At 41.7% G+C, this 24592-nt stretch carries 21 protein-coding genes; 7 read left to right on the top strand and 14 right to left on the bottom strand.

The genetic code is table 11. From position 1 onward, the window contains the following. Positions 1-4: 4 nt before the first annotated feature. From rseP to rpsB, 8 genes are all read right to left on the bottom strand, one after another. Entirely contained in the window at positions 5-1357 is a 1353-nt protein-coding gene (rseP, locus tag O7C57_RS04900) for a sigma E protease regulator RseP (RefSeq protein WP_154623757.1), read from the bottom strand. A gap of 8 nt (positions 1358-1365) precedes the next feature. Continuing rightward, positions 1366-2229, bottom strand: coding sequence for a phosphatidate cytidylyltransferase (cdsA, locus tag O7C57_RS04895; RefSeq protein ID WP_163862851.1), 864 nt, complete (start codon positions 2227-2229; stop codon positions 1366-1368). A 12-nt stretch (positions 2230-2241) separates the two neighbouring features. Beyond that, on the bottom strand, positions 2242-2994 hold the full coding sequence (gene uppS, locus O7C57_RS04890; protein ID WP_154623756.1) for a polyprenyl diphosphate synthase: 753 nt from the start codon (positions 2992-2994) through the stop codon (positions 2242-2244). 180 nt (positions 2995-3174) lie between these two features. Continuing rightward, entirely contained in the window at positions 3175-4374 is a 1200-nt protein-coding gene (gene ispC / locus O7C57_RS04885) for a 1-deoxy-D-xylulose-5-phosphate reductoisomerase (protein ID WP_154623755.1), read from the bottom strand. Between the two features lie 142 nt (positions 4375-4516). Next, a complete protein-coding gene (gene frr / locus O7C57_RS04880; RefSeq protein ID WP_163862852.1) occupies positions 4517-5074 on the bottom strand; it encodes a ribosome recycling factor in 558 nt (185 codons plus the stop codon). Between the two features lie 108 nt (positions 5075-5182). Next, positions 5183-5911 (bottom strand): UMP kinase, encoded by a 729-nt coding sequence (gene pyrH, locus O7C57_RS04875; RefSeq protein WP_154623754.1) that lies wholly within the window; start codon positions 5909-5911, stop codon positions 5183-5185. A 153-nt stretch (positions 5912-6064) separates the two neighbouring features. Beyond that, the gene (gene tsf / locus O7C57_RS04870; protein ID WP_154623753.1) at positions 6065-6916 is read right to left on the bottom strand and encodes a translation elongation factor Ts; all 852 of its coding nucleotides are present in this window, start codon (positions 6914-6916) and stop codon (positions 6065-6067) included. 145 nt (positions 6917-7061) lie between these two features. Beyond that, positions 7062-7787 carry a 30S ribosomal protein S2 gene (gene rpsB / locus O7C57_RS04865; RefSeq protein WP_154623752.1) on the bottom strand — a complete coding sequence of 242 codons (726 nt, stop codon included), beginning with the start codon at positions 7785-7787 and terminating at the stop codon, positions 7062-7064. A 594-nt stretch (positions 7788-8381) separates the two neighbouring features. Between rpsB and map the strand changes: the two genes are divergently transcribed. The 4 genes from map (at position 8382) to O7C57_RS04845 (ending at position 13594) form a co-directional block, all read left to right on the top strand. Continuing rightward, a complete protein-coding gene (gene map, locus O7C57_RS04860) occupies positions 8382-9179 on the top strand; it encodes a type I methionyl aminopeptidase (protein ID WP_163862853.1) in 798 nt (265 codons plus the stop codon). A 183-nt stretch (positions 9180-9362) separates the two neighbouring features. Further along, the gene (gene glnD, locus O7C57_RS04855; RefSeq protein ID WP_154623750.1) at positions 9363-11999 is read left to right on the top strand and encodes a bifunctional uridylyltransferase/uridylyl-removing protein GlnD; all 2637 of its coding nucleotides are present in this window, start codon (positions 9363-9365) and stop codon (positions 11997-11999) included. Between the two features lie 52 nt (positions 12000-12051). Beyond that, positions 12052-12876: a 2,3,4,5-tetrahydropyridine-2,6-dicarboxylate N-succinyltransferase gene (gene dapD, locus O7C57_RS04850; protein WP_154623749.1), complete on the top strand. Its 825-nt coding sequence runs from the start codon at positions 12052-12054 to the stop codon at positions 12874-12876. Between the two features lie 331 nt (positions 12877-13207). Next, on the top strand, positions 13208-13594 hold the full coding sequence (locus O7C57_RS04845) for a DUF3461 family protein (RefSeq protein WP_154623748.1): 387 nt from the start codon (positions 13208-13210) through the stop codon (positions 13592-13594). Between the two features lie 60 nt (positions 13595-13654). Here the strand turns inward: O7C57_RS04845 and O7C57_RS04840 are convergent, their stop codons facing one another. Genes O7C57_RS04840 through O7C57_RS04830 form a run of 3 tightly spaced genes read right to left on the bottom strand, consistent with a single transcriptional unit; the run spans position 13655 to position 15233 of the window. Beyond that, complete coding sequence (locus O7C57_RS04840; RefSeq protein WP_163862854.1) at positions 13655-14107, bottom strand: flavodoxin; 453 nt, start codon at positions 14105-14107, stop codon at positions 13655-13657. A gap of 24 nt (positions 14108-14131) precedes the next feature. After that, a complete protein-coding gene (truC, locus tag O7C57_RS04835; protein ID WP_154623747.1) occupies positions 14132-14890 on the bottom strand; it encodes a tRNA pseudouridine(65) synthase TruC in 759 nt (252 codons plus the stop codon). A gap of 7 nt (positions 14891-14897) precedes the next feature. Next, positions 14898-15233 carry a YqcC family protein gene (locus O7C57_RS04830; RefSeq protein ID WP_154623746.1) on the bottom strand — a complete coding sequence of 112 codons (336 nt, stop codon included), beginning with the start codon at positions 15231-15233 and terminating at the stop codon, positions 14898-14900. Between the two features lie 260 nt (positions 15234-15493). Between O7C57_RS04830 and O7C57_RS04825 the strand changes: the two genes are divergently transcribed. After that, positions 15494-16408 (top strand): DUF535 family protein, encoded by a 915-nt coding sequence (locus O7C57_RS04825; RefSeq protein ID WP_163862855.1) that lies wholly within the window; start codon positions 15494-15496, stop codon positions 16406-16408. Between the two features lie 392 nt (positions 16409-16800). Here O7C57_RS04825 and syd read toward each other — a convergent pair whose 3' ends face one another. After that, entirely contained in the window at positions 16801-17361 is a 561-nt protein-coding gene (syd, locus tag O7C57_RS04820) for a SecY-interacting protein (RefSeq protein ID WP_163862857.1), read from the bottom strand. 156 nt (positions 17362-17517) lie between these two features. Between syd and queF the strand changes: the two genes are divergently transcribed. Both queF and O7C57_RS04810 read left to right on the top strand, forming a co-directional pair. Further along, entirely contained in the window at positions 17518-18363 is an 846-nt protein-coding gene (queF, locus tag O7C57_RS04815) for an NADPH-dependent 7-cyano-7-deazaguanine reductase QueF (RefSeq protein WP_154623743.1), read from the top strand. Positions 18364-18715: 352 nt separating this feature from the next. Further along, entirely contained in the window at positions 18716-18976 is a 261-nt protein-coding gene (locus tag O7C57_RS04810; protein WP_269723728.1) for a hypothetical protein, read from the top strand. A 77-nt stretch (positions 18977-19053) separates the two neighbouring features. On the opposite strand, the gene O7C57_RS04805 is transcribed toward O7C57_RS04810, so the two are convergent. Further along, positions 19054-20391: a hypothetical protein gene (locus O7C57_RS04805; RefSeq protein ID WP_269723727.1), complete on the bottom strand. Its 1338-nt coding sequence runs from the start codon at positions 20389-20391 to the stop codon at positions 19054-19056. A 64-nt stretch (positions 20392-20455) separates the two neighbouring features. Continuing rightward, positions 20456-24580, bottom strand: a complete 4125-nt coding sequence (gene gpJ, locus O7C57_RS04800) for a TipJ family phage tail tip protein (RefSeq protein WP_269723726.1) — start codon at positions 24578-24580, stop codon at positions 20456-20458. Positions 24581-24592: the final 12 nt, after the last annotated feature.

The raw sequence follows: 24592 nt of genomic DNA, 5'->3' as shown, positions 1-24592 counted from the left end.
CTTGTTAGAAGCGAGAGAAATCATTAAAAAGTGCAAGTCCCATTAACAGAATCAATGCCATTGCACCTATCCGATAACTAAAGTCTTGTACTCGCTCAGACACTGGACTCCCTTTAATTTTTTCAATTAACAGGAAGAGCAAGTGCCCCCCATCTAAAACAGGCAATGGAAACAAATTGATAATGCCCAAGTTCACGCTTATCAGCGCAATGAACATCAAATAATATACCAAGCCTGATTCTGCCGATACCCCCGCACCTTTAGCGATCGATATCGGTCCACTCAAGTTGTTAAGTTTGACATCCCCAACAACTAATTTACCCATCATATTGACGGTCAGTTTCATTAACTGCCATGTTTTATCGCTAGCTTGATAGATAGCAGCGAATGGTCCGTATTGCTGTACCATTCTGTATTCATCCGCTAACGGTAACACTGTTAGTTCAACTCCCGCAAATCCAATTTGCTTTCCATTCTTTCCATTTTGGCTGTCTGGCGTCAATACCAGCGCAATGACCTGATTATTTCTTTCAACCTCTAATTTCAATGGCTGATTCGGACTATTACGAATAAATCGAGTCACTGGATTCCACAGATCGACGGCTTCCCCATTTACGCTAACAATTCTATCCCCAGGTTGTAAACCCGCGCGTTCAGCCGCAAGGCCCGGTGACACTTTCGATATCACAGGGTCGATTCGAGCAGAAACAGGCATGAGCCCTATGGAAAGAACAGGGTCTTGTGTTTCAGGATCAAATTGCCATGTGGTTAAATCAACCGTTTTGGTGATAGGTTCATTAAACCCTTGAGGTATCACCTCCATCGTGAGTTCACGATCACCAATTTTTCCCACTAGCGCTAAACGAATTGCATTCCAGTCAGGCGTTTCGATACCATCAATCGATTTTAGTTCCATACCCGGCGAAATATTGGCTGTCGCCGCAATCGATCCGGATTTGACATCTTCAACCACTGGGCGTACTGACGGAATACCAATCATAAACACCACCCAGTAGACAACAATTGCTAGTAAAAAGTTCGCAATTGGTCCTGCGCTAATAATCGCGGCTCTCTGTCCAATGGTTTTATTGTTAAATGCCATATGACGACGTTCAGGTGACACATCACCGACACGCTCATCAAGCATTTTGACGTAGCCACCTAATGGGATCATGGCAATAACAAATTCAGTACCTTGTCGGTCTACCTTACGCCATAACGTTTTCCCAAACCCGATCGAAAAACGTTCGACATAGACGCCACAGCGACGTGCGATCCAAAAGTGCCCAAATTCATGTACGGTAATTAACACGCCAATGGCGATAATAAATGCCGCTAAACTCCAAAAAAAGCCCATGTCTTATCCTAGAGACCAAATCCATTAAAAACTAATAAATTTAAACCCGCAAATACTGGTATCGCTGCTGTTAGACTATCAATTCGGTCAAGAATTCCACCATGCCCCGGAATTAAATGACTACTGTCCTTAATGTCTGATTGGCGCTTAAACATACTTTCAGTCAAATCACCGAATACAGATACTACAACAACAATAATTGATGTAACTAGCAAATAATCCGGCATGACAGGGATTGGCGCGAATAAACTAAATAGCCAAGAGATGATACCTGCCGTGATTAAGCCACCGACTAATCCTTCCCACGTTTTACCGGGGGAGACTCTTGGTGCCATTTTATGGCGTCCCATCGTACGCCCAAATGCGTAGGCGCCAGAATCTGCGCCCCATACCAGCAACATAACATAGAGTAACCACCAAGCACCAAAGAAAGTGTCACTGTGGTAACCAATCGTTCTGAGTACCATCATCCCACAATAGAAAGGAATGATCGTTAACACACCAAATAGTAGGCGTATCACTACTGATTGACCCCATGTTTTTGCCGATGTCGGGAAAGTAACGACAAGCAAAATTGCCACAAGCCACCAAACAAGGCCAGCCCATAAACCATATAATATTAGCGGCTCATTCTCCAAATGTATCATGTCAGCAAAAGAGCATTGCATCGCCAATAACACGACAGCAAAAACAATCGCGAGGCCAATGCGTTTAGGTTGAGTACGCCAACCTGCAAATTGTGCCCATTCCCACGCCCCTAATGCACATACCGCGATCACCACATAACCAAAAGCAGCGGGTGACAGTAAAAAAAGCGCAGCAATGACCAGCGGTATTAACACTATCGCTGTTAGTAAACGATATTTCAGCACAATTGACCCCTTTTATTTAACGAGCTCATCATCTGACTCAGCCCCACCATAACGCCGCTCGCGTTGACTAAAAGCATTAATTGCATCCTGAAACACCATTTCATCAAAATCTGGCCACAGTACATTGGTGAAATAGAATTCCGCATAAGCAACCTGCCATAATAAAAAGTTACTGATACGATGTTCACCACCTGTCCTGATAACTAAATCAACATTATCTTGGTCATGCATGCATACATAACTATTGATTGTTTCTTCATTGATATCATCAATAGACAATTGCCCATTTTGCACGCGCTCAAAAATTTGCTTCATACTATTGGCAATATCCCAACGACCACCATAGTTTGCTGCAATATTTAACCTTAACCCAGTATTATTTGCAGTCAGTTCTTCGGCTTTTTGGATACGTTTTTGAAGGCGTTCACTAAATCGACTTTTATCACCAATAATCAATAATTTTACATTATTCTTATGCAAATTTTTGACTTCATTATCCAATGCAAAAACAAAAAGCTCCATCAGTGAACTGACTTCTTTTTCCGGCCGTCTCCAATTCTCACTACTAAAAGCATACAGTGTGAGTGAATTAATTTTATTTTTTACTGCAAAACGCACCGAATTACGCACAGACTCAACGCCAGCCTTATGCCCAGTTATTCTTAACTTACCTCGCTGTTTTGCCCAGCGCCCATTACCATCCATAATGATAGCAACATGCTTTGGCAACACTGAATTGGAGGAATTTTCACCACTAGAGTTCATTAAATAGTAATCCTTGTGTGCATAGCGTTGAGAATTCAGCATCATCATAACCGCTATTGTTGAATTTGCTGATAAGACACATCCTTAATTCTCCGCTAAATACTGACATTATCTTTCTTTTTTATAAGCGTCACATATTAAAGACTTATTGTGCTTATCAGCAACTAAATAAATCACATACTAGACTGAAAATGTCTGTCTGATTAATTGTTCAGCCTCACGACGCGCCTGATTATCGATGTCTAAGACCTCATCGATTGAAACAGGTTCAGATAAATGCAATTTTTCTAATGTAGCCAAGTTAATTTTTGCAATATCTGTGAAACGGATACGCCCTTCCAAAAAGGCTGCAACCGTTATTTCATTAGCGCCATTTAAAATTGTTGTAGCTGCCTGACCTTGATGGCATGCGTCGATAGCCAGTTTTAAGCAAGGATAACGTTGATAATCAGGCTGAACAAAAGTTAATGAAGATAGTTTAGAAAAATCTAACGGTTCGACCCCTGAAGAGATACGGCTCGGGTAAGCCATACTATAAGATATTGGTGTACACATATCGGGTGTACCTAACTGAGCAATCACACTGCCATCACGGTAACGCACCATAGAGTGAATAACTGACTGAGGATGGATGATCACTTCCATTTGCTGTTGAGATGCATTGAAGAAGTAGCAAGCCTCGATATATTCCAGACCTTTATTCATCATGGTTGCCGAATCAACAGAAATCTTACGCCCCATCGACCAATTAGGATGGTTGCAAGCCTCATCCGGTGTAACATTGTCTAAGTATGACAATGGCGTCTCTCTAAAAGGGCCACCGGAGCCTGTCAGGATAATACTTGATATTCCAGATGCAAAGAGATCAGCAAAGCCTAAATTCAATTGAATATTTTCAGGCAAACTCTGGAAAATCGCATTATGTTCACTGTCAATTGGAAAGACTGTCGCACCATGTTGACGAATCTCATTAAAGAATAGACGACCGCTGGTAATCAACGATTCCTTATTCGCTAATAAAATTCGTTTACCTTTGCGGATGGCGGCTAGTGTAGGTAAAAGCCCAGCGACTCCCGTAATCGCTGACATAACTTGGTCGGCGTCATCAAGACCGGCTAATTGAATAGCAGCTTCGCTTCCTGAGAGAACCTCTGTTTGGCAATTATTTTCAGACAAAATTGCACGTAGTGATTGTGCGGAGGCTTCATCGGCCATTGAGGCATATTGAGGTTGAAATTCAAGACATTGATGCGCCAGCTCAGTCACATTTCGGCCTGCAACCAACGCGACGATTTGGAATTTATCGCGATTATTTCTAACAACAGAAAGTGTGCTTTTACCAATTGACCCTGTTGATCCTAGAATAGTAAGACGTTTCATTATGCGGATGCTCTGTATTTACTCAATACTGAGATTATATCAGCTTGAAAGGGAAGAAAGGATTTTTATTAGATATTTTGATATGAATGAATAAAGCCATCAAAGATTTTTCTCTTGATGGCTTTATAAGCTACAGGATAGATTAAAATTCCATCAACTCAGCTTCTTTTTGCGCTAACGCCTCATCAACTTTCTTGATGTAGCCATCAGTCAGTTTTTGAATGTCATCTTGTGAGCGACGTTCATCATCTTCGCTGATTTCTTTATCTTTCAACAATGCTTTAACTTTATCGTTAGCATCACGACGAACGTTACGTACAGCGATACGACCTTGTTCTGCTTCAGCGCGAACAACTTTGATCAGATCTTTACGACGTTCTTCCGTCAGTGGAGGAAGCGGAACACGAATAACGGTTCCAGCTGAAGATGGGTTTAAACCTAAATCCGATGCCATAATTGCTTTTTCGATCGCAGGTGACATTGAGCGATCAAAAACAGAAATAGCTAAAGTACGAGCATCTTCTACGGTGACGTTTGCTAATTGACGCAACGGTGTTGCCGCGCCATAGTAATCGACCATGATACCATCAAGTAAGCTTGGTGATGCGCGACCCGTACGCACTTTGCTGATTTGGTTTTTTAGTGCTTCAACGCTCTTTTCCATGCGGTCTTGAGCATCTTTTTTGATTTCATTAATCACGTTTTCAACCCTTAAGAACTGGTTATTAAAGGCTACTATGCAGCCTCGCTTAAATTTTCTGAATTTACATTAGATAATACAGTTAAACTCAGTTGATGTCTCTGAGTATTAATTGTGAGAAATCAGAGTTCCTTCATTTTCACCCATTACAACGCGGCGTAAAGCACCCGGTTTATTCATATTAAAAACACGGATAGGCAAGTTATGATCACGAGCTAGCGTAAATGCAGCCAAATCCATCACTTTTAATTCGCGCTCCAGCACTTCTTGATAAGTGAGAGTTTCGTACAGTACGGCATCTGGGTTCTTTGCAGGATCTGCTGAATAAACACCATCCACTTTTGTCGCTTTCAATACAACATCAGCTTCGATCTCAATACCACGTAAACAAGCAGCTGAGTCTGTTGTAAAGAATGGGTTTCCTGTTCCAGCAGAAAAAATGACAACACGGCCATGACGCAATAAACTAATAGCTTCAGCCCAGCTATAGTTATCACACACGCCGTTTAATGGGATAGCAGACATCAGTCTTGCATTCACATAAGCACGATGTAAAGCATCGCGCATGGCGAGCCCGTTCATCACAGTTGCCAGCATTCCCATATGGTCACCGACCACACGATTCATGCCCGCCTGTGCCAAACCAGCTCCACGAAACAGGTTACCACCGCCAATAACGACACCGACCTGTATACCCAGTTCTATGAGTTCTTTAATTTCCTGAGCCATACGATCTAAAACGCTAGCATCGATTCCAAAACCTTCTGCGCCTTGTAAGGCTTCGCCACTGAGCTTAAGCAGGATACGCTGATAAACGGGTTTTGCACTGGTTGCCATGGTGTTCTGTCCTACACAGATAATTTATTGGGGTAACACACGTAGAATGGTTAAAAACAGCTTCTACGTACCTTAATGATTTAATTCGTTGTCTTACTTATGAGCGATATTAAAACAGAGCCGCCTATTGGCGGCTCCTTTAAAGCTGACGACTTATTTACTCATTGCAGCAACTTCTGCTGCGAAATCAGTTTCAACTTTCTCGATACCTTCACCCACTTCGAAACGGATGAAGTTAGTGACTTTCGCATTTTTCTCTTTCAGTAGGTCACCAACAGATTTGCTTGGGTCCATAACGAAAGGCTGGCCAGTCAGAGAGATTTCGCCAGTGAATTTGTTCATACGGCCAGTAACCATTTTTTCTGCGATTTCGCGTGGTTTACCTGACTGCATAGCGATGTCTAGCTGGATTTGATGCTCGTGAGCAACAACGTCAGCTGGTACATCGTCAGGAGTCACATATTCAGGCTTGCTTGCAGCAATGTGCATCGCGATGTGTTTCAGCAGTTCTTCGTCAGCACCTTCTGCTGCAACGAGAACACCGATACGTGCGCCGTGCAGGTAGCTACCAACTTGAGCACCTTCAAGGATCGCTACGCGGCGAATGTTGATGTTTTCACCGATTTTAGCGACTAAAGCCGTACGAGCATCTTCGAATTTTGCTTTAACAGCTTCAACATCTGTATTTTTGTCAGCGATAACAGAAGCCATCACTTCTTTACCAAATGCCAAGAAGCCAGCATCTTTAGCAACAAAGTCAGTTTCACAGTTCAGTTCGATCAGAGCACCGCTTTTGCCATCAGCAAAAACTTCTGCAAGGATAACACCTTCAGCTGCTACACGGCCTGCTTTCTTAGCCGCTTTAGCCTGACCTGATTTACGCATATTGTCGATTGCTAATTCGATATCACCATTAGCTTCAACCAGCGCTTTTTTACATTCCATCATACCTGCGCCAGTACGTTCGCGCAGTTCTTTTACCAATGCAGCGGTAATTCCAGACATGTGATTTATTCCTCGATATACCTCATAGGAGAATCCCTACAAGGATCATTCTGATTCAGATAGATAAAAAAGGGGCCAGATAGGCCCCCTTCTAACCATATAGCAATACCTGGTTTATAAGGGCTCTTAATTAGAGCAGGCCTTATTATTCAGCTTCTACTAAGCCTTCTTCTGCTTGAACAGCCAGATCCTGAGAACGACCTTCACGAACGGCAGTAGCTACAGCGCTCAGATACAATTTGATTGCGCGGATTGCGTCATCGTTACCAGGGATAACGAAGTCGATACCGTCTGGATCAGAGTTAGTATCAACGATAGCAAATACTGGGATACCCAGGTTGTTTGCTTCTTTGATAGCAATGTGTTCGTGTTCTGCATCGATAACGAACAGAGCGTCAGGTAAACCGCCCATATCTTTGATACCGCCTAAGCTGTTTTCTAACTTACCAAGTTCACGAGAACGCATCAGCGCTTCTTTTTTGGTCAGTTTGTCGAAAGTACCATCTTGAGACTGAACTTCTAAATCTTTCAGGCGTTTGATTGACTGACGAACGGTTTTCCAGTTAGTCAGCATACCGCCTAACCAACGATGGTTAACGAAATACTGATCACAGCTGTTAGCAGCTTCTTGAACGGCTTCGCTTGCTGCACGTTTTGTACCAACAAACAGAATCTTGCCTTTACGAGAAGCAATTTTATTCAATTCAGCCAGAGCTTCGTTGAACATTGGAACAGTTTTTTCCAGGTTGATGATATGTACTTTGTTACGAGCGCCGAAAATGAATGGTTTCATTTTAGGGTTCCAGTAACGAGTCTGGTGACCAAAGTGTACGCCCGCTTGTAGCATATCGCGCATGGAAACAGTTGCCATTTAATACCTCTGTATTTAAGTAATTGGGGTTATGCCTCCACGAATCCCATAACACCGACTCTAAAGCTGCGCCTAAACGCATAAGAGCACCCCGGTGCATGTGTCGACCCGTGTGTGTTATACACAATTGAGTTTAGTTTACGGTATTCCAAAACTCTAATCAGATAAGCTTCTTGGCCTTAGACCGAATAACATTTCGAATAGATAATGGATTTCCGGCGCGCTTTATACCATAAATCGGATTAATAAGCCAACTTTTGTTGTTTTTTTACTGTGCAAAAAAACCTAATTAACGGGCTTGAATGGCTGGGTAGCCTGACCAAAAAGTGTCACTGATTTGATTTTTTATCTTTCCTATTTTTGGCAATTTGTGCTACCCAAAGCTCAAAATGATAAACCGACTAAGCCATCCAGCGTACCCTAAGCCTATACCAAGCAGCTAAGAGACTTTGATGTTTAGTTGGCAGAAAATGCGGTGCCTGATACCATATAATCATCATTGATGTTGAATAAATGGCGCTATTACCCATTTATTGACCTTTTTTTATTTAAACTATGTCACCTACCAATTGCTGACATAAATGGACTGAATTCATGGCTATTATTATCAAAACTGAAGAAGATATTCAGAAAATGCGTGTTGCTGGTCGTCTAGCAGCGGAAGTACTCGAAATTATTGCCCCCCACGTGAAACCGGGCGTCAGTACGGGGGAGCTTGACCGTATCTGCCATCAACATATTGTCGATGTACAACAAGCCATTCCTGCTTGTTTGAACTACCACGGTTTCCCAAAATCAGTCTGTATTTCAGTTAATGATGTGATCTGTCATGGCATTCCTAGTGATGATAAAATCCTCAAAGACGGTGATGTCGTCAATATTGATGTAACTGTTATTAAAGAAGGTTTTCATGGCGATACCTCGAAAATGTTTATTGTTGGCAAGCCAACGATCCAAGGCGAACGTCTTTGCCACATCACTCAAGAAAGCCTCTATTTAGCGCTACGCATGGTTAAACCGGGTATTCGCCTACGCACTTTAGGTAAAGCAATCCAAGAGTTTGTCGAGAAAAATGATTTCTCCGTGGTTCGTGAATATTGTGGTCATGGTATCGGTGAAGGCTTCCATGAAGAACCCCAAGTTTTGCACTACGATGCCGATGACAGCGGTGTTGTGCTGCAAAAAGGGATGGCCTTTACCATTGAACCTATGGTCAACGTTGGTGACTATCGCATCCGTACCATGAATGATGGTTGGACGGTAAAAACCAAAGATAGAAGCTGGTCTGCACAATATGAGCACACTCTCGTTGTGACCGACAACGGTTGTGAAATTATGACATTGCGTAAAGAAGAAGAGCCTTTTATCTCAGCGGTGTTAGTCAATGCTTAATGAATAATTAAATGAATTGTGGCATGCCATGCATATGGCAACGGCTGATGACCATGACATGTCACCTATTCATTTCCCCTACCAACGACTTCATGTGAAATAATTCAACTTCAGTCTGTTCATCCTCAACGATCCCCAGTAAGCTGTAAATTCCCCTGTTCAGGCTATCGATGCGGAAAGATAATGATGACACCTTCTCCTGTAGCGTTTTTATCACCTTCTTTATTTCAAGCTTCTGACCTTGAGCTACTTCGACTAAAACAACATGTAGAATCGTTCCATAATTACTTAGAAGAAGCCTTCAACCAAGGTGAATCCGCCATTGATTTGGTTCATGCCCGCAGTGATTACTTAGATGCCCTACTAACGCGTTTGTGGAAAGAGTATCAATTTGACCAACAACCAAATATGTCTTTAATTGCGGTTGGCGGATATGGTCGACATGAACTTCACCCGTTATCAGATATTGATATTTTAGTCTTAAGCGCTGCGCCCCTCGCTGACCACATTGCCCTGAAGGTTGGGCAATTTATTACACTTTTATGGGATCTAAAATTTGATATTGGCCATAGTGTGCGTTCGTTACAAGAGTGCATCGATGCTGGTATCGCCGATTTAACCGTCGCGACAAACCTGATTGAATCACGCCTTATTTGTGGGGATATCGCGCTTTTTTTACGCCTACAAAAAACGATTTTCAGTGACAATTTTTGGCCATCAGCCACCTTTTTTGCCGCTAAGCAAGAAGAACAACAAGAACGTCATCAACGCTACCACAGTACCAGCTACAACCTAGAGCCTGATATTAAAAGTAGCCCCGGCGGCTTAAGGGATATCCATACCCTACTTTGGGTCGGTAGGCGCCATTTTGGCGCTACAACCGTTGATGAGATGGTTGGGTTTGGCTTTCTCACTGAGGAAGAGCGTCAAGAGCTGAAAGAGTGCCTTGCCTTTCTATGGAAAATTCGCTTTGCTTTGCATTTAGTCGTCAAACGTTACGACAACCGTCTTTTATTTGATCGTCAATTCAGTGTGGCGCGCTTGCTTGGATATCAAGGCGAAAAAAACCAACCCGTTGAATTAATGATGAAAGATTTTTATCGTGTTACTCGACGTGTTCGTGAACTCAATCAAATGTTATTGCAGCTGTTTGACGATGCCATTCTTGCACTTAACCCAGATGAAAAACCTCGTCCCCTTGATGAGCAATTTCAATTACGTGGCCCATTAATTGATGTCATTGATGATATGCTGTTTATTAAACAGCCCGCAGCCATATTAAAAATGTTCTATTTGATGGCTCGCTACCCAAATATCACAGGAATTTATTCAACCACTTTACGCCAACTACGCTTTGCGAGACGTAATTTGACCGCCCCTTTATGTGAATTACCGGAAGCAAGACAACTATTCATTAAAATATTGCGCCACCCTAGAGCCATTAAAGGCGCATTTGTTCCAATGCATCTACATAGTGTTTTGAGCGCCTATACTCCGCTTTGGAGCAACATTGTCGGGCAAATGCAATTTGACCTTTTTCATGCTTATACTGTCGATGAGCACACCATCCGTGTATTACAAAAAATCGACAGCTTCACTCATGAAGAAAATCGTCGTAACCACCCTCTCTGCGTTAGCGTTTACCCTAAGCTATTACACCCTGAAACCTTGAGACTCGCGGCGCTATTTCACGATATTGCTAAGGGGCGTTCAGGCGATCATTCCGATTTGGGCGCTGAATTTGTGTATGAGTTTGCTTTACAACATAACTTTCCACAAAAAGAAGCGGAACTGGCGTGTTGGTTAGTTAAAAAGCATTTATTAATGTCGGTCACCGCACAGCGTAGAGATATCCAAGATCCTGATGTGATTAAACAATTCGCTCTGGAAGTCAAAACGGTTCCACGATTGAATTACTTAATGTGTTTAACCGTTGCAGATATTTGCGCAACGAACAGTACCCTATGGAATAGTTGGAAACAGAGCCTGATCCGTGAGCTGTTTCTTTCAACGGAACATCAACTCAATCAAGGTATGCAAAGCACACCTGATTTACGTGAACGTATTCGTCACCATCGTCATCAAGCATTGGCATTACTGCGCCAATCACCCATTAATGAAGAAAAGCTGAACAAATTATGGTCTCGGTGCCATGCCGATTATTTTCTACGGCACACTCCATCACAACTGGCTTGGCACGCTTGTCATTTATTAAAACATGACCTTGAGCAGCCTCTTGTATTGATTAGCACACAACCTAAACATGGTGGAACTGAAATTTTCATTTGGTGCCCAGATAAACCTCACCTATTTGCAGCGGTTGCTGGGGAACTTGATAGGCGCAATCTCAGTATTCATAGCGCACAAATTTTTACCAATAAAGATAATATGGCAATGGATACCTTTGTCGTATTGGAACCTAATGGTGCGCCATTATCGAAAGATAGGTATGAGCAAATCCGTAAAACGTTACTACACGCGGTTCAACAACCAGCTGTACCATTGCCTCAGACACGCACTCTACCTTCAAAACTACGTCACTTTACGGTTCCCACGAAAGTGAATTTTTTACATTCCACCAATGAACGTCGCAGTTATATGGAGTTATTTGCACTCGATCAACCCGGCCTACTCGCCCGAGTCGGTCATGTGCTGGCGCAGATGGAAATTTCACTGCATGGTGCTCGGATCACAACCATTGGCGAAAAGGTAGAGGATTTTTTCGTGCTGGCTGATAAAAATCACAAAGCTCTCGATAAAAAAATGCAACAAGAGTTATCAGAAAGGTTGACAGAAACCCTTAACTCGAAGGATAAATGATAGGCCATAAAGCAATATTATTACTCGTGTCCTTAAAGGGGAAAAACAATCAATGCAGCATTTACAAGCCATCATTGAACAAGCATTTGAAGACAGGGCTGCCATTACACCGTCTACGGTAACACCCGCTGTCCACCAAGCAGTTACAGAAACTATTGCCCTATTAGATAGTGGCAAACTTCGTGTCGCAGAAAAGATCGCTGGCGTTTGGGTCACCCACCAATGGCTGAAAAAAGCCGTATTACTTTCATTCCGCATTCATGACAATCAAGTGATTGATGGTGCTGAAAGCCGTTATTTTGATAAAGTTCCTATGAAGTTTACCGATTATGACCAAGCTCGTTTTGAGCGTGAAGGTTTCCGAGTCGTTCCGCCGGCAGCGGTTCGTCAAGGCGCTTATATTGCCAAAAATAGCGTATTGATGCCTTCTTATGTCAATATCGGTGCCTATGTTGATGAAGGGACAATGGTTGATACATGGGCTACAGTGGGTTCATGCGCTCAAATTGGTAAAAACGTCCATTTATCTGGAGGAGTGGGTATTGGTGGTGTGCTTGAGCCATTACAGGCAAACCCAACGATTATTGAAGATAACTGCTTTATAGGCGCTCGCTCTGAAGTTGTTGAAGGCGTCATTATCGAAGAAGGTTCTGTCATTTCAATGGGAGTTTATCTCGGTCAAAGCACAAAAATTTATGACCGTGAAACGGGTGAAATTCACTACGGGCGTGTACCTGCTGGCTCAGTTGTTGTATCAGGCAACCTGCCATCTAAAGACGGTAGCTATAGCCTTTATTGCGCTGTTATCGTTAAGAAAGTCGATGAAAAAACCCGCGGTAAAGTCGGTATTAACGAGCTATTAAGAAGCATCGATTAATCCTTCCTCCCTATATGGCTAGAGAGAAAAAGACCTCCTCTACCCAATCTAAAAAATGATAGACCTCTTTTTCTTGTGAAGAGGGGTTTGTCAATTTTCTGATTTCGCGCATAATATTAGCTTAGCCATTGTCAGGCTTTTTAGCATATAAACTGTATGATTTTATTTTTTGCCTAGTAAAAGCGCTTATTACCTGCATATTGAAGTATTGTTGACTTTAATATTGGCGTTTTTAATTTATGCCCAAAATAGAATAATATTGTTCCAGTCGACAAGGCTATCGCTCTCTGTGTCTCTACAAATTTTGGTTTCCTATAATTCGGTGAATAACATGTATGATAATCTGAAAAGTTTAGGTATTAGCAATCCTCAAGACATTGATCGTTACACGCTACGCCAAGAAGCAAATAACGACATTTTGAAAATCTATTTTCGCAAAGATAAAGGGGAGTTTTTTGCGAAAAGCGTGAAATTTAAATATCCACGCCAACGCAAAACAGTCGCGGCAGCTGATGGCAGCAACAATTTCAAAGAAATTAACGAAATTAACTCTAATCTTCGCTATGCGATTGAAGAATTAGACCAAATTTGCAAAAACGACACTAATGATATCGACTTGAAACACAAAATTTTGGATGACTTACGCCATCTGGAACATGTCGTATCCAATAAAATTGCTGAAATTGAAGCTGACCTTGAAAAATTAACTCGCAAATAGTTTTTATACGCAAGTTTCAGATCGTTACTGCACCGAGAAATATTTTCACGGTGCAGATATTTACAACAATTCGCCCCAAGACTGAATCCACGGCTTAGCATATTCTTCTGGCACATCGTCTTCCATTGCGTCGATCAACAGCACATCGCCGATTCGCGTTCCTGATTGCTCAGTTAATAACTCATCAAAGCGTGTTCCCGCACCACAAAAGTTGTCATAACTACTGTCACCAAGCGCAATTACGCCGTAACGCAGTTCGGGTTGATAGCCTACAACATCTTGAATTTCATAAAATAATGGAGCTATCGTATCAGGTAAATCGCCTTGTCCTGTTGACGATGTTATGACTAATGCGATCCCTTCACCTGCATTATATTGTTGCCAATCACTCAATGTTGGCTCATCAAAAATAGTGACTTCGTGACCCTGTTGTTCCAATATTTCTTGAGCCGATTCCGCAACTGCTAAGGAGTTTCCATAAACAGTACCTACAAAAATACCAATTTTTGACACGAACACCTCCTATTAACTCAGTACCTACATGGATGGGTTCATCCCACTCATTCCCAGTTTATTAGCCTCATTTTGCCAGCCAAACTGATTTATCAATGACAACCATAACGCATCCCACTGCGCAACAAGTGATAGGCGTTCTCCGGTAATGGGATGATCTAATACTAACTGGGTGGCATGTAACATGAGCCGTGAAACGGCAAAATTTTCGCTGACACCGCGATTTTGACGCAAATCACCATGTTTACTGTCACCAATAATAGGGTGACGAATATGCGACATATGTCGCCTTAATTGATGTTTACGACCTGTTTCAGGTTTTAGCTCTAACAGGCTAAAGCGAGCTGTCGAATAACGCCCTATCGCAACGGGGCATTCTACTCGTGCAATTGGCAGGCAATGCGTAATACATTCCTGCAATGCAGGCTCTTTGGTTGCATGCTTATCTGCAATTTTATCCAATTGTTCAAGCAAGGGATAATCAATGGTTTGTGCTTCTTCAACATAGCCGCGAACCACGGCATGATAAATTTTTTCAATCTGATGTGACTCAAATTGCGTCGCCAACTGCCTCGCGACCTCACTTGAGAGGGCAAACAGTAACACCCCAGACGTCGGCCTATCAAGACGATGAACTGGATATACAAATTGGCCAATTTGATCACGTAAGGTCTGCATGACAAAAACCGTTTCTTTGCTGTCTAACCAGCTACGATGGACCAACATTCCGGCTGGCTTGTTCACCGCGACTATAAACTCATCTTGATAAATAATTTCTAACATCAATGAGTTACCTACCTGATTGGCTGTTAAAAAAACTATCTAACTCACGAAGATGCATAAGTAATAATTGATATTGTTCTTCTTCATCATGCTTATAAGCCTCTTCAAAATAAGGGGCAATAGCAAATGCGCTTGGTAAAACCGCGCCTTGCTCAATGATGGCATATAAACGCGGGATCAAAACCCATTGCAACCATTCAATCGCTTCCATCGTATCAATTGAAAAAGGCTCAGTGCTTTCAAATGCTTCAGGACTTGGCGGTAATTCCCGCCAAAGTGCTTTTGACTTCATTTCTTCTTCAATATGACAAAGCTTTTCAATGATACGTTGTTCAATATTCATATAAAAACTCACTTAATAAACGTAGTCTGAAATATACGGCATATTGCTCATTAATTCTGTCGTAAATATGGGGTGCAACACAATCCCAAATCATCAATCACTATCAAAAGCACAATCACTGTTAATTAAAAATTTACATTTCAAGCCCTTTTGTCAGTTTATTTAAAGTTTATTTATCTATTGTTGTAGTTAATAAGTATATGATTAACGTTTTTTGATTCTCTGAATAAAAAATAGTCAACGATAAATATGGTTTATATATGGGCTTATTGAAGCAGTGGCGTAAACAAAATAAATTTTGGCAATCTATTAATAATAGTTATGTACAGTTAAAACGACAGGTACGTATTGCCAAACTCCCCTCTAAACCTTATCAGCAATTCCAAATGATGTGTGAAAACTACACTTGTGCTCGCATGTCTAAACAATTCGACAATATCCCTGATTTTGCTGAACGCCCTTTAAATAAGTATTTACATCGCGAGTGGAATGGGAAGCAGAAGTTACTCACCGCTAGCCATACCTTAGAGCAGATAGAAAAAACATTCACACTTGAGGCCATTAAAGAGATGTTCTCAACAGAACGTCAAGGTCTTAAAGTTGCAGATATTGAATTAAAATCAGGTGATTATGCGCAGTTAAGACTCGTATATTCTCAATATCCTCGAGAGGGTGACCTGACCTTACACCTGCTTAATGAAATGGGTGACGATATCTATTTAATGAGCTTTTCGTTTGGAACGGAAGGGCAACTTTATATTTGCTCTCTGCAAGGGCCTTCAACAGAACAGAGCACCGAGCAAGTTAAATCAATTACTAAGCAAATGCATGGCATGCGTCCTAAAAACCTATTGATGTCATCTATTTATGCTGTTGCCGCTTTTTTCCATTGCACATCAATAATGGGTATTTCAAATAACTGCCACATCAAACGTCAGCATCTCAAGTCAAGCTATGACCACTTTTGGCAAGAGTGTAATGGTGTTATTTCCGCTGACGGTTGGTATCATTTGCCTTTAACTGAACCCGTTCGCGATATTGAATCGGTAAAAAGCCAGCATCGCTCCGCATTTCGTAAGCGCGAGGCATTAAGAGAGGCAATGTACCAAAGTGTTTTAGGCTCATTGGTCGCATACTCAGTTTCCTCAAATCGTAATACGAAAACACTCAATTAAAAAAAAGCCAGCCAACAATTGGGTTGACTGGCTTATCTCATGTTTTAAATGGTATACAGCATCCTGCAAAAAACGACTTCCTGCCGTTCGACATCCTGTCTTCTGTAAACAGTTTAGTGAGTCACCTCACTTAGCCATCCTTGACCGCTGTTCTACTGGTAGAAAACGAAAACCCTGTCTTCACACAGCCAATTAAGAATGTATTAAAAACACTAATGAAACAACCTAGTAAAACAAACTAAATAATCGCTGTAAAACTTGAGTTTCTTTAATTGATAGTAACTACATGAAATTAAATATTAAATAATACCGATTTAGATAAATGAAGAAATTTAAAGCGCATTTCCTAATTAATTTGTAAGTTATTTCCTACAAATTCTATCTATAGCTACTTACGCTAATGGCTCTACCACTGGCGATAACTGCTGAATAAAATGGATAAGATCAGGTGCCAATACTTGTTTTTCCTTACTGCCAAATTTTTCTAAAATAATTTCCCCTGTTAAATTACATAAAGAAATCATTTCTAAATCGGACTCTAATGTGGCTATAAACAGTGTGGGGGATAGTTTTAAACGCTTCTGGGTCACTAGGTGCCCAATTAAATTTTCTTGTAACCGTATGAAATCATCCTCATTCCACACTTGCACTAGATTCAGCGTATGACCTTGGAACTGCGCTTTCATATCTCCAGCTAATTGAGTTGTGTAAAAAGGATGGATCATCGGCTGTAATTCAATATCGAGTGCAGTCGCCACTTTATTTAAATTTTTATCTTGTAAAGAAAATGATTGAGGCTCCCAATAAACCCAATTTTCACCTGTACGAACGATACAAGGTGAAGGAATCCCATATAGATCGCTAGAAGCAGGCGGTAAGCCTGTTTGTGCCATCCATTTGCTCACATATTGTTCGGTAAACTGAGTCAGTGCTTCAGAGACTGTTATATTCATAATTATTTCATTGTCTAATGATTGGATTTAATTGAAATAGCGGTAATATCACTAATAAGTGATATTATGACAGAAGTTAACCAATGAATGAATTGCTCTTATTTTTAGCTGCTTATAGTAGGTCGCTATCTCAGTAAATGAAGTTTAAGGATCAACATGTCACAATATCAAAATAACCCAGCGCTGGATAAACTGACTCTCGGAAAAAAAACGGCCTATTATGATCAATATGATCCGAGCCTGCTTCAAGCCGTTCCTCGTAGTCTAAATAGAGATCCATTGAATATTCATGCGGGTAACCTCCCCTTTCATGGTGCTGATATTTGGACCTTATATGAGCTTTCTTGGCTAAATAATAAAGGTGTACCGCAAGTGGCTATTGGCTCAGTGCATGTTGATGCGCGAAGTGAGAACTTGATCGAATCAAAAAGCTTCAAGCTCTACCTGAATAGTTTTAACCAAACTCGCTTTGAAACTTGGGAAAATGTGCGAAGCGTTTTGCAAAACGACCTCTGCAATTGTGCTAATGGGGAAGTTAGCGTTACACTCCATAAACTAAATGAATTTTCACAGTGTGCGATTAGCCCATTCGACGGGATCTGTATCGATGAACTCGATATTGAAATTAATCACTATGAATTTAATCGTGATTACCTAACACATTGCACAGAAAATGAACTTGTGGAAGAAACACTGGTTAGCCACTTATTAAAATCAAATTGTTTGATTACTAACCAGCCCGACTGGGGTTCAGTACAAATTCATTATCGTGGCCCTAAGATTAACCGTGAAGCTCTACTACGTTATTTAGTCTCTTTCCGCCATCATAATGAGTTTCATGAGCAATGTGTCGAACGTATTTTTAATGATATAACGCAATTGTGTAAACCCGAAAAACTCAGTGTTTACGCGCGCTATACTCGCCGAGGTGGTCTCGATATCAACCCATGGCGTAGCAATACACAATTTACGCCCGACGTAGGACGTTTAGCACGGCAATAAGTACTTTAAGTTCATTGTTATATTTTTATATCAAGATCCCTTTGGGATAAAGGAGAGTTACTTGATTACTCATATCAGTCCATTAGGTTACCAAAGCAACAAAAAGCATTAAATATCAATAGCTTAATTTATTATCAGTTCATTTTTCATGCTACAAAACACTACATTTCATTCTAAATGAATCAATAAGTTACCCCTTCATTTCGAACGAAAAAGAGGGGTAATTAACCCCTCCCCTCTCATTTTTGCGGCACAGTTCGTCACAGTGATATCTGATAACATTACGACCAATATTGATATCGCGCCATTGCCTGACTGCTTATAATTAACTCCAGACTTTATTGGAGGGTTTATGACCAGTACGCAACTTATCTTACTCGCACTTACTTGCATCAATGAAAATAGAGAGCCGTCTCTCACTGAACAATCACGTATCTATGTTTTCTATAAAACAGAGATAGATGACAAGGCTATTTCGATCAATGAGTTTATACTCTTACTTTCTAATTCATCTTTGTACTGCCAGATAGAGCAACCAAAAAGAGCTCCAGTAATTGAGTTCATAGAAAGTTATCTAAGCAGTTCTGCTGATAAATCACACGCAAGAAAGTAGAATAATCATGCACAATCTCGCAAATCTAACTCAGTGAGTAAGAGATTTCCGCGGAGGTATGAGTACAGCAAAGAAGATTAGATGTCTTCCTCGGCTTCAATTTCGGCGTTCTTAGCCTCCTCCGCTTGCCTCTCCGCCTCCTCTTTCGCCAATCGCTCGGCTTCTGCTTGCTTGAGGTTGTAGATAGAGTTAGGTGGCATTTCGACGCGCATATCTATCCAGCGCGATTCAGGCACGTCACACGGCTCATAGTTTTTGTAGTAAACAGGGTTGCCGTCTTTATCTGTGTACTTAATGCGCTTGTTCTGAAAACGCTCCGGCATATCTGCATTTTGCTGATGGAAGACAAATAGCTCAATATCACCATCTGGTCTCACCTTGTAATCAATAAGCACCATGTTTTTACCGTTATGGTCTTGAGGAATGACAAAGCCGTTATTGATACCCCATGCGCCGTCTGCATTGAAGCCTACAACGCCTTTAATGAGGTAATGGCCTATACCAAGGTGCTCCATTTCAACGCCTTCTGACTCTTCGTTAGTCTCGATGTGGTCTGCAAAAACTTTCACAATCGGTGATGCGGCTTTTAAGTTGCCGTTTGAGTCTTTGGTGGTGTTTCTATCATTATATAAATTATATTTATAAAGAACTTTTGAATTGCCACCAATAGCAATAACACCCTTTCCTTCAAAGTCCGCTGAAATTACAGTGTATGTGTCATAAGACTTTCCGTATATCGCTACACCATGCTTATAATGATATTTTGATGTATCAGCAGAGTTTCTAAATATTTGAGACTCTGTATTTAATTCCTTCAAAAATGAAGCATAGGACTCCTCATCTAGTTCAAATCCAGGCCCTTTTCCACCCCATCCATAATCACCAACCTGCATCAACGTGCCGGATTCAGCAGGTAGGGTATGCGTCCCTTTAGTCGACTTAATCGCGTTCTTACTGAAAGTTACGTCACCAGAGATAGTTCCGCCCGTCTTATCAAACTTCCCATCTAGCAGCTTATCCATTTCTTTCGCCGTTCTCAGCTGCTGTGTCGTACCATCGGGTAACGTCACTGTAATCGTACCGCTTTCTGTAGCCCATCGATTTAAGATATCGCTGAACTGCACATTCGAAACGTTCATTGCTACGATTTTATTTGCTGCATCTGAAACGGAATTCACCATCGTTGTCAGTATTTGATACGGTGCATTGCTCACCGATGCAGGCACAGGGAAACTCAGTGTTATCTCTGTGTTGCTCTGAATAGACGCAATGCTGTTGATATAAATCGTTGCGCCATTTTGAATTAAAATAACCTGCTCTGCGGATACTCGCGAGTTGTTATCTTTCCACTTAGTGCCTGTTCCCACTAATTTTGTGCTGTTCGCTGTCGTTGTGACTGTGCCGATGTTGTACATATTATTCTCCGAAATTTAGATACAAAAAAACCGCAATTAAGCGGCCTGTTTTGAATTGATTGAGTTACTTGAATGATGGTGCGCCGCTCTTACATGCGAGTATAAGTGCAGGGTGGATTCTTAATGTACAATCAGAGTTATCACCGCCGCTGCCTTGGCCTGTTAATCGTATTTTGATTTCCGTATCTTTTTGCATTTTGGGTATTTTAATATAACAAGATGCAACAGCAGCCCATGTTGTATCTGGACTGTCAACAGTTGTCGTAATGACATTCTGACTCACTCCATTTGCGAATACTTCAATCTTGATTGGATAATGAATTGCTGGTGATTTATGCTCTGATGCGAAATGCATTGTTGGCATAATCAAATCAACATCATAGGGCATGCCTCCCACATAGATGATTGATGTTTCTATGGACATATAGGGTTGTTTGTAAAAATACTTTGACACCCCTTTGTATAAGACTCCTGTTGCAACATCCCCAATAAATTTTTCAGCGTGGACAGTTCCCCTGAAGTCACCATCAGTTGCGTAGACCTTTCCTCTAAACGTTCCATCATTGAACTCAGGGTTTCCGTTTTTATCAATTTGCCAGCCTTTCTCTCCTTTTTTAAAGTCATTGGATTGGATGACATTGCCAATTTTAGCGTTAGTAATCGAACCATCTTGAATAAAACCAGAACCAATAAATACTTGTCCGTTAACAACTGCAAATGGGGTAACAAATTGACCATTGGCATTATTAAAAATAATAAACTCATCAGCGGCAAAAGCGATTTGTGTAACAACTTGTCCGTTTTTAACCTGCGCACTCATCATCATTTTAACATCGTAGTATTGCCCGTTATGCAATACACCCGCTTTAATGCTGAAGTAAGCGCGAGAGTTCCCCTGCTGATCTACAGATGTCTCCGCACGTTTTTCAATCGCTGCTTTATTCTCTCCAATTTCAGACTTGATAAGCTCGTTAATTTCAGCTTGTGATTTTTCATTGTCAGAAACAGTCTTCTTGAGCGTTGTGATGCTCGAATTAACATCATCAAACTGAGTTTCTAGCTTCTCAATTGATTGTGCAAAGGCCTGAAACTTGTTTGCTGTCACAGTATCAAGTCGAGTTATCGACGCCTTGATTCTGAGTTGCTCAGTCGCTTGATTGCCGTATTCTGCTGTCAGCTGCATCCCCATTTCTGCTAGTGAACTTTCAGCATTAGCAAGTGAGTGTGATAACTGATTAATTAACGCTTCATTATCAGTAAATCGAGATTCGGCGGTCTCAATATGTTTCGTTTGAGTTTCATCAACTTTAGCTATCGCCTCTGATTGGTCTGTAATACGAGCATCCATCGGCCCTAACTTATCATCAACTTGCTTAATCTCAGCTTTGACTTGCGATATGTCTTTTGCCGTTGACTTTTCAAGCGTTGACACTGATTCTTGCACTTTTAGAATTGCGGATGAGGTCTGGTCAAAGTCTGTTTTAACTTGCTGCTGCCAACGTGCTAGTGCCTCCTGATCTGTAATTCTCACTTGCTCAAGTCGGAATATTTCAGACCTGCGAGTTCCTTCCTCTTCAAATAAGCGCCATGAGACCTGATTTAGCATGACTGTATTATTGAGTGTCGCTTCCGCTGCTTGCTCAAGTTGCAGTTGAACATTGGATTGATTAAAGTCAATCTGCTCTTGCATCTGTTTGCCAGCTTCGGTGGTGAGGAATTTATCGCCAACGGCTTCTAAAATGCCCTCGACATCGCTCGATGACTCACCAAGAACTATATTCGTCCATTCTGATTGATTGCCTGTTTTATCAACTAATCGCGCACGGAAATGGAAGCGCACGCCCGCTTTAAGGCCAGACATACGATAAGATTTGAGAGGGTAAGGCACATCCGCCAGCAACTGCATAGAATCAGCTGTATTTTTAGTTGAGTACTGCAACTCTGTTTTTAGCGTGTCGCTCGTGTTAGCATCAAAACCCCAATTGAGAGTAATGCCCCACACCTCTGACGCTGCGCGTAAATTTAAGGGTTTTGGTGGATTCCCCTCTTTACCATTGAGTTGAGTTTCACTTGCGTTCGCCCATACACTTGAAATTTCAGACGCATTAATCGCACGTACACGGACCTGATAACGCCCCGCATAAATACCATTGACCTCAAAACCTAGCGTTGATGTACGTGGCGCATTTATCCAATTGCCGTTATCACGGCGCCATTCCGCTTCATACGCAATTGCACTTTCAGCGGCTTCCCAATCGACACGTAATGTCGTAAATGCAATACCCTGATCTACTTGTGAATAGGATGAAATACGCACGTTTTTTGGTGCAGGTTGAACATTAGGTGGAATAACTGTAATTGGCCGTTCATCAATACGCGCCCCTGAGTCGATATGATCATAATTATCAGGATTATGAATGGTGCCGTTAATGGTGTAAGTATTGTCACCATTGTCGCTGATATTAATCACTCGATACAGTTGAACGGCTAAGTCGTCAGAGTCCACAACCCACACGGCTTCTTTTTGGGGTACTTGTGAATATTCAACAGAAACCGTCACCACATTTTTATTTACGGCTGTAACTGTTCGTCCCTCTGAACCGCCATTGGGTAAGTTTACAATTAAGCGATCACCAGCTTTAATTGAGGTGGCTCTATCTAGGGTAATTTTACGCCCCTCTACGGATGAAATACGGCCACCCGTATTGCGACCCGCAAGTGATGAATCAGCCACTGCAATAATATGACCAGGAGAAGGTATCGCGCCTTCAAGCCCTGTCGCAAACGTGACCATACGATCATTCGCGTTCGTCAATAATGCCCAGCGACCACGACGATTGGCTTCACTGCGACGGGTACAGCCAATCGCAGATAACTCTGTTTTTCTCACACCATATCGACGCTGAAGTTTTAAGTCCGCGACGGCTTCAACATCATCATTGCTGTGGTTATCAATATCGGTAAAAGAAACTAATGCCTGAGTATAACGATTTTGAATGCTGCCACCTGAATAAGCTGGTTTACCACCAACAATATTTGCATTGGTAAACGTGCGAAATATAGGTTCAGGCATATCCGCAACGGCATTGACTTTGTTATCTGCCCAAAACGTCATACCTCTAAATATCGCAGCAATATCACGTAAAACGGTATAGGCAGTCTCTTGTGATTGAATATACACATCACACAAGAAGCGAGGCTCTTTGCCGTCACCACCTCGTCCGTCAGGAACTAACTCGTCACAATATTGTGCTATTTTGTATAAATCCCACTTTTCAATCTGCGAAGCTTTAATACGATCGCCGCACCCATAGCGGTTATTTAAAACCAAGTCATAAAATACCCATGCAGGGTTATTAGTCGCAGCTAACTTAAATGTGCCATCCCATACCCCAGAATAGGTCCGGTTAATTGGGTCATAGTTCGTTGGAACTTTGACAAGTATCCCACCTTTAGGGCGAACACTAATTTTAGGGATTCGGTTATTAAATTGACGGGCGTTGAAGGTGATAAATAGCAGTGCAGTATTTGGATAACGCAGTTTTGCATCAATGACTTCCACAACGGCGGCAATTGTCACTTTATCGGCAATACGGGCGGTATTCTGATTCTTAGTGAGCCGGCGAACACGCAATTGCCAGCCTGTATTCGCTTTAGGTAATTCAATGCGATGTGTTCGTTGGTATTCACTGGTCGTTTTACCGTCAAATGCCGATTTGATGACCTCCTTATACCCCGAACCATCCGTCGAAAGCTCAATGATATAATCCACACGATAGCCAGTCGTATCACCATTATCATGCTGTTGCATAAATTGCGGCGCAGAAAAACGAATGCGGACAGCGGACAATTGCGTATTATTGATGCTTCTGACATACGGCTGATCATCTTTCAGCTCCATCCCCACCGCGATTTCGTTATCAACGGAGGGGATACCTTGGATGTATTCTTGATGCTCACTACCCGCACGGAACTCCCACGTCACTCCTTCAAAGTTTTTAGAGCCATCCGCATTACCAATGGGGGTATCATCAAGAAAGATCCGCGTATCATCCAACCCACCTGCTATTTCACCTTCTGAAATCGCTAACAGAATTTTTGCGGTAGATTCGGATAGCAAACTGTCTTTTGATTCGACGGGCGTATGTCCGCCACCGCCGCCCCCTTTTGCACCGTATATCGTTTCCATATTTCACCCATA

Source organism: Providencia sp. 21OH12SH02B-Prov, from assembly GCF_027362595.1.
Lineage (GTDB): Bacteria > Pseudomonadota > Gammaproteobacteria > Enterobacterales > Enterobacteriaceae > Providencia > Providencia zhejiangensis.
The sequence above is the reverse complement of the archived record's forward strand: the minus strand, read 5'-3'. Positions and strand labels throughout refer to the sequence as shown.